Genomic DNA, 8,938 nt, shown 5'->3' with positions numbered 1-8,938 from the left:
GGCGCCGGTGGACAGGTCAACGCGATGTCACGTGGACAGATCTTGTAAGAGTCACTCCGGCGCCCCGGCCCGCGGTGGTTCCCGTCGAAACCGCCGCGGGCACTCCCCATGATGAACCAATAGATCTATTCCCAAAACAGCGGAGCTAGCACCTCTGACCTGGGCAAGCGCACTCCATCGCGAGACGCCCACGAAATCCCGTTATCGTTCCGTGACATTCTCTTAAGTGGGTCTGGAGCGGGCCGGTTCACCCTCGTTTTGTTCCTCCGGTACGGCCGACCAGAGGGAGGCCCCACACAGCTTGTAGCCATCGCAAACGGAAATCGCTTTCCTTCGCGATGGCTACAAGATCGACGGTGCCGCTGTGCTCAGGCGGAGTCGCGGACGACCAGTTCGGTAGGCAGCACGACGCGGTCGCTCTCGCGCTCCCCCGGCGGGGTGAGGACCAGCCCCACCATGGCCGTTGCCTGCTCCACGACCGGGTGGCGGACCGTGGTCAGCGGCGGGTCGGTGAAGCTCGCGGCTTCGATGTCGTCGAAGCCGACCACCGCCACGTCGTCGGGCACGCGGCGACCGGCCTTGCGCAGCGCCTGCAGGGCGCCGATGGCCATCAGGTCGTTGGCCGCGAAGACCGCGTCGAGGTCCGGGTCGTCCCCGAGCAGGTGGCGCATCGCCGTGGCGCCGGAGGCCCGGGTGAAGTCGCCGACGGCCACGATCGAGCGGCGGTCCGCCGAGCGCAGCGCGTCGCGGTACCCGGTGAGCCGGTCCTGCCCGGCGGTCATGTCCTGCGGACCGGCGATCGCCGCGATGCGCCGGCGGCCGCCGCCGACCAAGTGTCGCACGGCCTGCCCGGCGCCGCCGACGTTGTCGTTGTCAACGTGCGGCAGGTCCACGGCGGGCCGCCCGTAGGAGACGGCGGGCACGTCCATGCGCGCGACGGCGCCCGGAAGCGGGTCGGCGCCGTGCATGGAGAGCAGCATGATCCCGTCGACGTGCCCGCCGGAGACGTAGTCCTCCACCCGCGCCTGCGCCTGCGGCGAACTGGCCAGCATCAGCACCGCCTGCTTGCCGGCCGACTCCAGCTCGCTGCTCACAGTGCGCACCACCAGGGAGAACAGCGGATCGTCGGAGAAGACCCGCGTCGGCGGCTCGGAGACGACCAGGGCGATCGAGTCCGTCTGCCGGGTGACCAGGCTGCGCGCTGCCGAGTTGGGCACGTACCCCAGCTCCGCGACGGCGCGCAGAACGGCGTCGCGGATGTCGGGGTCGACGGTGGTCTGCCCGTTGACCACGCGCGACACCGTCGCGCGGGACACCCGCGCGCGAGCGGCGACCGCCTCCAACGTGGGACGTCTGCTACCCAATGGTCCTCCCTGCCGCAGCCGGCCGATCGAGCCGGGGAGCGCTCTCTGACGTTGCCCGCCGCTCCGCGGGTTCACCGCTTCGCGAATCCGGCCGGCGGCGCCGCGTCCTACCCCGCCACGGCGGGCGCGCGACGGCCGCGTGCGGGCGGATTCCCATCATTCCAGTTCGCGCCTTTCGGGCGGAAGAACGGAGGCCGGCCGCCCTGCACACCGGTCCTCCCCGGCGGAATCCGAAAGCCCGACCCACCTTGCCCGCCGATGTGAAGTGTGCCATGTTCGATAGGCGAGAGAGCGCTCTCTCGCCACGGACTGCCACCCCATCCGGGGTCCGCCCCGCCGCACGGGTCCGCCGAAGCACCCGGGGGCGGAAAGGCACCGCGACTGACCGCCCCCATCCCCCACCTGCGAAACGTATGGAAATGCGCAACGCAAGGAAAGAGGTCAGAATGGAGAGCAACCGGCCCTCCAGGAACCGGCGCCGGCGCCGACTTCTCGCCGCCCTAGCCGCGTTCGTCCTCCCGATCTCCATGGCGACCACGGCGAGCGCCCCCGCCCAGGCCGATCTGCCCCCCGATCCCGAGGGCTGGAACCTGGTGTGGAGCGACGACTTCGAAGGCCAGGCCGGCTCCCTGCCCGACAGCGACGACTGGATCGTCGACACCGGCACCTCCTACCCCGGCGGTCCGGCGAACTGGGGCACCGGCGAGATCCAGACCTATACCGACAACCCTGAGAACATCGGCCTCGACGGGCAGGGCAACCTGCGCATCACCCCCCGGCGCGACTCCTCGGGCCAGTGGACCTCCGCCCGGATCGAGACCCGGCGGGCCGACTTCAAACCCGCCGACGGCGAGACCCTGCGCATCGAGGGCCGCATCCAGGTCCCCGATGTCACCGGCCAGGAGGCCCTCGGCTACTGGCCTGCATTCTGGGCGCTGGGCTCGCCCTACCGCGGCGAGTACTGGAACTGGCCCGGCGTGGGCGAGTTCGACATCATGGAGAACGTCAACGGGATCGACTCGGTCTGGGGAGTGCTCCACTGCGGCGTCTCCCCCGGCGGACCGTGCAACGAGACCCAGGGGCTCGGCGACAGCCGCGCCTGCCCCGGCTCCACGTGCCAGTCGGCCTTCCACACCTACAGCTTCGAGTGGGACCGCAGCGGCTCGACCAGCGAGCTGCGCTGGTACGTCGACGGGCAGCAATACCACAGCGTCGACCAGGGCCAGGTCGGCGCCTCGGCGTGGAGCGACATGACGAGCCACGCGGGCTACTTCATCCTGCTGAACGTCGCCATGGGCGGCGCCTTCCCCGACGGGGTGCAGGGCAGCGCCACCCCCACCGGCGCGACGCGGCCGGGCGAGCCCATGGTCGTCGACTACGTCGCGGTATACGAGACCGGCTCCGGCGACGGCGGCGGTGACGACGGAGGCGGCGACGACGGCGGAGGTGACGACGGCGGAGGCGTGGACGCGCGCTCCACCATCCAGGGCGAGGACTACCAGGAGCAGTCGGGCACAGCGCTGGAGACCACCTCCGACTCCGGAGGCGGGCAGAACGTCGCCCAGGTCGGCGACGGCGACTGGCTCCGCTTCGACGGCGTCGACTTCGGCTCCACCGCCGCGCAGCAGTTCAAGGCCCGTGTGGCCTCGGGCGCGGGCGGGGGTGTGAGCGGCCTGGTGGAGGTCCGGCTGGACAGCCGCACCGCCGCGCCGGTCGCGAGCTTCGCGGTCGGCGACACCGGCGGCTGGCAGAACTGGCGCACCGTCCCCGCGAACATGGACGCGGTGACCGGAAGCCACACCGTTTACCTGACGTTCTCCAGCGGCCAGCCGGCCGACTTCGTGAACCTGAACTGGTTCACCTTCTCCACCACCTGACCCCGCTCGCCGGCGAACCGCTGCGGCCACGGCGGTCGCGCGGTTCGCCGGCTCCCCCACCGGTCGGGCCCAGGCCGAGGACGGCGGAGCGCGTCAGGCGGGCGCGTCCGAGGCCCACAGCGCCCGCGCGCTGTCCAGGTGCGCGCGGTAGCGGGCATAGCCTTCGGCGTAGTGGGCGCTCGTCCCGGGGCGCGGCGCGATCCGCTCCCCCTGCGCGAGCCAGCGCGCCTCGTCGGGCGCGTCGCCGAGGGCCCTCCAGGCCGCCGCCGTGGCGCCGCGTACCCCGATGGCGTCGTCGGAGGGCAGGACCACCGGCCGCCCCAGGACGTCGGCGAAGACCTGCATCCACGCGCGCGAACGGCTGCCGCCGCCGCAGACGGCCAGTTCGCCGGTCAGCCCGGCCGCCTCCAGGCAGTGCCGGGCCGCGTAGGCGATGCTCTCGCAGACCGCGCGGACGACGTCGGCGCGCTCGGTGCCCAGGTTGACTCCGGTGAGCTGGCCGCGCGCCCAAGGGTCCACGAATGGCGCCCTCTCCCCCGACTCCGCCAGGAACGGCAGAGCCGACACGCCGCGGGCTCCCGGCGGGCTCGCCTCCAGCAGCGGCTCCACCTCGCCGATCCCCACCCCCAGCAGGTCCAGCAGCCAGTCCAGGCCGGCCGTGCCGACCATGGCCGGCATCGCGCGGGAGAACCGGTCCGGCCGGTCGGTGCACAGCCACATCCCGGCGGGTTCGCCACCGGGCTCGACGTCCACCCGGTCGGCCACGACCTGGCAGGCCAGAGTGGTGCCCACGGTGAGCAGGCCGTCGCCGACTTCGCTGAGGCCGCTGCCGAGCAGGCAGGCGGGCAGGTCGAACGGGCCGCCGGTCACCGGGGTTCCCTCCGGCAGGTCCAGCAGCCGGGCCCCGCGCCGGTCGAGGGAGAACAGGCGGTGCGGCTCGGCGGGCTCGGGCAGCAGCCCGCGCCACCGCTCGACGCCGCACTCGGCCAGCGCATCGGCGCTGTAGGTGCGGGTGCCCACGTCCAGGAAGGGCAGCGAGGCGTCGGAGGCGTCCACGGTGATCTCGCCGGTCAGGTGCTGGGCGATCGCGTCGACGCAGTAGCCGGCCACCGCGGAGCGCTCCAGCGCTTCGGGTTCCTCGCGGTCCAGCGCGGCCAGCAGCGGGCCGTGGGCGCCCGGGAACATCCCCTGGCCGGTCAGCCGGTGCACCCGCGCCATGGTGCCGTCCTCGTACCACTCCCGCACCAGGTCGCCGGCGCGCCCGTCGAGCCAGGAGACGGCGCGCCGGGTGGGGCGGCCCTCGGCGTCGCGCAGCCAGAGGCCGTCGCCCTGCCCGGTCAGGGCGACGGCGGTGACCGCTTCCGACTGGGTGGCGGCGACCTTGCGCACGACCGAGGAGACGGTCGAGAGCACCTCATCGAGGTCTTGCTCGACCCGGGCGCCGCCGCTGCGGTGCAGGGTGGTCGGCTCGTCGGCCTCGGCCACCGCGCGCCCGTCGCGGTCGAAGACGGCGGCCTTGGTGACCGTCGTGCCGACGTCGACGCCGATGATCATGCGCGCACCTCCCGCACCTCGGGGTTGGCCAGGTGGCGGGGCGCTTGGCCGCGCAGGTAGCGACCCACCTCACCAGCGACGATACGCGCAGCGCGCCCGGCGGTCTGCCGGGTGGCCCCGGCCAGGTGCGGGGTGGTGACCACGTTGTCCAGCCCGAGCAGGGGCCAGTCGGCGGGCGGCGGCTCCACGTCGTAGACGTCCAGCGCGAGCGCGCCGAGCCGGCCGCTGTACAGCGCCTCGGGCAGCGGCGCGTGGTCGAGCAGTCCGCCGCGCGCCGTGTTGACCAGCACCGCGCCGCGGGGCATGAGGGCCAGCCGGTCGGCGTCGATCAGGTTGCGGGTCTCCTCGGTCAGCCGCGCGTGCAGGCTGACCACGGTGCAGGTGGCGAGCAGCTCCTCCAGCCCGGCCAAGCGCACGCCGTCCTCCTCGGCCGTGGCCTTGTCCGTGTAGGGGTCGCTGACGAGCACGTGCGCACCGAAGGCGCGCAGGATGCGGGCCACGATGCGCCCGATGGCTCCGTAGCCCACGAGGCCCACCAAGGTGCCGTCCAGTTCGACCCCGGCCTGGTCGTAGGCGTAGAAGTCGCCGCGCCAGCGGCCCTCGCGCATTTCGGCGTCGGCGGCGGGCACCCGCCGCAGCGCCGCGAGGATCATCGCGATCGCGTACTCGGCGGCCGCGGTGGCGTTGCGGCCGGGTGCGTAGGTCACGGCGACGCCCGTGCGGGTGGCCGCCTCCAGGTCCACGTTCACGGGCCCGCCACGGCAGACCGACACCAGGCGCAGGCCGGGGCAGGCGTCGATGACCCGGGCGGTCACCGGCGCCATCTGGGTCATGCAGACCTCGGCCCCGCGCAGGGCCGCGATCACCTGCTCCTCGGTGCCGCTGGCCTCCTCGACCCCGCCGACGGGGCCGAACGGCTCGACGGGCCAGGGCAGATGCAGCCGGGTGGCCTCCGGCGGCTCCAGCGCATCAGCGCTGACCTCCTCTTCCAAGGCGGTCACCAGCAGGTCCGGGCTGACGAAGTTGTCACCCGCGGCCAGTACTCGCATGTCGGCTCCTGTTCGCGTTCGCGTCGTCGATACCCCGTCGGGGGCGTGCGGATTCGGGGACGAGGCCGTCCGCCCCGGCTCAGGCCTGCTCGTAGTCGCTGATGCGGGCGACCTTGGCCGCGCTCGCCGACTCGGGGTCGAAGACGTGCCCGATCCACTCGGTGACGATCCGCTTGGCCAGCTCGGGCCCGATCACCCTGGCTCCCATCGTCAGCACCTGGCAGTCGTTGGACCTGACCGAGCGCTCGGCGGAGTAGGAGTCGTGGGCGACGGTCGCGCGCACCCCGGAGACCTTGTTCGCCGAGATGCACATGCCGATACCGGTGCCGCACACCAGAACGGCGCGCTCGACCTCGCCCGCGGCGACCGCCTCGGCGGCGGCGATGCCCAGCAGGGGGTAGGCCCGGTCGTCGGCGGCGTCGGGGACGCCGAGGTCGCGGACCTCGTCGATGCGCCCGTCCGCGCGCAGCAGGTCCCTCAGCTCGTTCTTCAGCGCCACTCCGGCGTTGTCGGCCGCGACGGCGATCTTCATGGCGTGTCTCACCGGCTTTCGGTGTCGTTGTCGGCGTGGGCGGAGCACCGGGTGTCGAGGACGCCGGCCACCGCCTGGGCCATCAGCGCCAGCGAGGTGGCTCCGGCGTCGGCGTGGCCGAGGCCGCGTTCGCCCAAGCGGGCGGCGCGTCCGCGCTTGGCGGGCATGTCGGCGGTGGCGCGCGCGGCGTCGGTGGCGGCGGCCGCGGCAGCCGACCAGGCGGCCGCCGGCGGAGCGCCGGTGCGCGCGTGCTCGGCAAGGGTGTCGCGCAAGGGGGCGAGCGCGTCGAGCATCGTCTTCTCGCCGACGGCGCCGCCGCCGAGTTCGCAGACGGCGTCGAACGCGGCTCCGACCGCGGGGGCGAGCAGCTTCGCGGTGACCGGCGCCGGCCCGGCTTCGGCCAGCCCGCCGCCGATCTCGGTGAGCAGCAGCCCGTAGAGGGCGCCCGATGCGCCTCCGGCCGCGTCGGCCAGTGCCGTGCCGGCCAGCAGCAGCGCCCGGCCCGCGTCCTCGGCGCTGTTTCCGGGGTCGGAGCGGCGGGCGGCCGCGGCGGCCGCCCGCAGACCGCGGACGATGCCCTGGCCGTGGTCGCCGTCGCCGGCGACCGCGTCGAGCCGCCCCAGCTCCTGCTCGTTGTCCTCCACCGCGGCCAGCGCCGCCTCCAGGGCCTCGGCCGCGACGCCGCCGCCGGTGCGCGGGCGCGCGCCGGCCGCGCTCTCGGCGGCCCGGGACGCCGAGCCGGCCCGGGACGCGGCCCGGGGCCGGGGCGCGACGGGCTCCGCGGCGGGGGCCATGGTGTAGGCGGGGCTCTGGCACGGCTGGTCGTAGAGGTCGGCCAGCTCGTCGTCGAGCACCATCAGCGACAGGGACAGACCTGCCATGTCCAGGGAGGTCACGAACTCACCCACCTCCGGGCGGTGCGCGGCGACCCCTTCCTCGGCCAGGCGGCTGTGCACGCGGGAGTAGCAGACGAACAGGTCCTCGTAGGGGGTCTGGCCCAGCCCGTTGAGCAGCACGGCGGCACGGCCGCCCGCCGCGTCGGGCAGCTCGGGGAGCAGGGTGTCGACGAGCACGTCGGCCAGCCCGGCCGGGTCCTGCGCGGGCGCGCTGCGCAGCCCGGCCTCGCCGTGGATGCCCAGGCCCAGCTCCATCGTCCCCGGGGGCACGGTGAACAGGGGCTCGTCCTGGCCCGGCAGGGTGCACCCGCCGAAGGCGGCGCCGAAAGTGCGGGTCATCGCGTTGGCGCGGGCCGCCACCCGGGCGACGCCGTCGAGGTCGTAGCCGCGCGCCGCGGCGGCCGCGGCGATCCGGTAGACGAAGAAGCCGCCGGCGACACCGCGGCGCGCTGCGGTGTCCTCCGGCGAGCCGCTGGCGGCGTCGTCGGTCACCAGCACGGTGCGGGAGTCGACGCCCTCGGCGGCCAGCCGGCGGGCGGCCAGCCCGAAGTGCATCACGTCGCCGGAGTAGTTGCCGTAGCTGAAGAACACCCCCGCGCCGCCGTCGACGGCCCGCGCGGTGCGGTAGACCTGTTCGGCGCTGGGACTGGTGAAGACGTCGCCCACGACAGCGGCGTCGACGAGGCCCGGCCCCACCAGGCCGGCGAAGGCCGGGTAGTGGCCGCAGCCGCCGCCGATGACGACGCTGACGCGGCCCTGTTCCGGCGAGCGGGCGCTCATCACGCCGTAGGCGTCGGGGACGGGCTCCACCAGCCGGGAGTAGGAGCTGCACAGACCTTCCAGCCAGGAGGTCTTGTAGGCGGCGGGGTCGGCCGCGGACATCAGGCGCTCCCCTGGGCCTCGGCAGGGCCGAGCAGCCGCAGCAGCCGGGCGCACACGTCGGCGAGGTCGCCGGCCTCCTCGGCGGCCAGCGCGAGCGCGTCGGGCGCCGGGCGGTAGCCGGGGGCCCGGTTGGGCAGCGCGACCACGGTCATCTTGGCGGCGTGGGCGGCACGGATGCCGTTGGAGGAGTCCTCGACGGCGGCGCAGTCGCTGCCCTGCTGCCCGATCCGCGAGGCCGCCTCCAGGTAGACGTCGGGGTGCGGCTTGCCGCGGTCGACCTCGGCGCTGGAGACCGTGGCGCTGAAGCGGTCGACGAGGCCGTGGCCGCGCAGCACGGCGTCGATGAGCCGGCGCGGCGCGGAGGACGCGAGGGCGATGGGAACCTCGGCGCTGACGGCCTTCACGGTCTCGCGCGCACCGGGGAGCAGGCCCACGCGCTCCTGCTCGAAGGCCCCGACCATGCCGTCGACGACCGCGCGCTCGGTCTCGGCCTCGCTTTCAGTGGTGCCCGACATCCGGTTGAGGTAGTGCGCCCACTCGCGCGAGCTCATGCCCTGGACGGTCGCGGTGTCCTCGGAGGTCCACCGCGCGCCGTGGCGGCCGGCGTAGTCCGACCACATCTCTTCCCAGAGGTGGTCGCTCTCGATCAGTACGCCGTCGAGGTCGAACACCACGGCGCTGAGTCTGCTGCTCATCGCATCCTCTCATCCACCTTCATGACATGTATTGCGTTAAATTAACACGATGGAAGTTATTAAGCCATGCCCCAGTGTTATCTCTCCGG

At 73.8% G+C, this 8,938-nt stretch carries 7 protein-coding genes; 1 reads left to right on the top strand and 6 read right to left on the bottom strand.

All coding sequences use genetic code 11. The features are described 5' to 3' along the window. Positions 1–368 precede the first annotated feature (368 nt). Positions 369–1,364 (bottom strand): LacI family DNA-binding transcriptional regulator, encoded by a 996-nt coding sequence (locus RM446_RS15355; RefSeq protein WP_311545977.1) that lies wholly within the window; start codon positions 1,362–1,364, stop codon positions 369–371. 446 nt (positions 1,365–1,810) lie between these two features. Between RM446_RS15355 and RM446_RS15350 the strand changes: the two genes are divergently transcribed. Then, complete coding sequence (locus RM446_RS15350; protein ID WP_311545976.1) at positions 1,811–3,241, top strand: glycoside hydrolase family 16 protein; 1,431 nt, start codon at positions 1,811–1,813, stop codon at positions 3,239–3,241. Between the two features lie 93 nt (positions 3,242–3,334). Here the strand turns inward: RM446_RS15350 and RM446_RS15345 are convergent, their stop codons facing one another. The 5 genes from RM446_RS15345 to RM446_RS15325 all read right to left on the bottom strand — a co-directional run bounded on the left by RM446_RS15345 (position 3,335) and on the right by RM446_RS15325 (position 8,849). Further along, complete coding sequence (locus RM446_RS15345; RefSeq protein ID WP_311545975.1) at positions 3,335–4,795, bottom strand: FGGY-family carbohydrate kinase; 1,461 nt, start codon at positions 4,793–4,795, stop codon at positions 3,335–3,337. Further along, the gene (locus RM446_RS15340) at positions 4,792–5,844 is read right to left on the bottom strand and encodes a 2-hydroxyacid dehydrogenase (RefSeq protein WP_311545974.1); all 1,053 of its coding nucleotides are present in this window, start codon (positions 5,842–5,844) and stop codon (positions 4,792–4,794) included. Before RM446_RS15340 ends, RM446_RS15345 begins: the two co-directional genes overlap by 4 nt. Before the next feature lie 79 nt (positions 5,845–5,923). Continuing rightward, positions 5,924–6,376 carry an RpiB/LacA/LacB family sugar-phosphate isomerase gene (locus tag RM446_RS15335; RefSeq protein ID WP_311545973.1) on the bottom strand — a complete coding sequence of 151 codons (453 nt, stop codon included), beginning with the start codon at positions 6,374–6,376 and terminating at the stop codon, positions 5,924–5,926. Between the two features lie 8 nt (positions 6,377–6,384). Further along, the gene (locus RM446_RS15330; RefSeq protein WP_311545972.1) at positions 6,385–8,154 is read right to left on the bottom strand and encodes a dihydroxyacetone kinase family protein; all 1,770 of its coding nucleotides are present in this window, start codon (positions 8,152–8,154) and stop codon (positions 6,385–6,387) included. Further along, the gene (locus tag RM446_RS15325; RefSeq protein WP_311545971.1) at positions 8,154–8,849 is read right to left on the bottom strand and encodes an HAD family hydrolase; all 696 of its coding nucleotides are present in this window, start codon (positions 8,847–8,849) and stop codon (positions 8,154–8,156) included. Before RM446_RS15325 ends, RM446_RS15330 begins: the two co-directional genes overlap by 1 nt. Positions 8,850–8,938: the final 89 nt, after the last annotated feature.

Source organism: Streptomonospora wellingtoniae (assembly GCF_031845375.1).
Classification (GTDB): domain Bacteria; phylum Actinomycetota; class Actinomycetes; order Streptosporangiales; family Streptosporangiaceae; genus Streptomonospora; species Streptomonospora wellingtoniae.
This window is presented reverse-complemented; position numbering and strand designations above follow the sequence as displayed.

Coding starts and splice junctions, on each gene's coding strand:
- RM446_RS15350 (WP_311545976.1), top strand. CDS start 1,811: ATGGAGAGCAACCGGCCCTCCAGGAACCGGCGCCGGCGCCGACTTCTC.
- RM446_RS15345 (WP_311545975.1), bottom strand. CDS start 4,795: ATGATCATCGGCGTCGACGTCGGCACGACGGTCACCAAGGCCGCCGTC.
- RM446_RS15340 (WP_311545974.1), bottom strand. CDS start 5,844: ATGCGAGTACTGGCCGCGGGTGACAACTTCGTCAGCCCGGACCTGCTG.
- RM446_RS15335 (WP_311545973.1), bottom strand. CDS start 6,376: ATGAAGATCGCCGTCGCGGCCGACAACGCCGGAGTGGCGCTGAAGAAC.
- RM446_RS15330 (WP_311545972.1), bottom strand. CDS start 8,154: ATGTCCGCGGCCGACCCCGCCGCCTACAAGACCTCCTGGCTGGAAGGT.
- RM446_RS15325 (WP_311545971.1), bottom strand. CDS start 8,849: ATGAGCAGCAGACTCAGCGCCGTGGTGTTCGACCTCGACGGCGTACTG.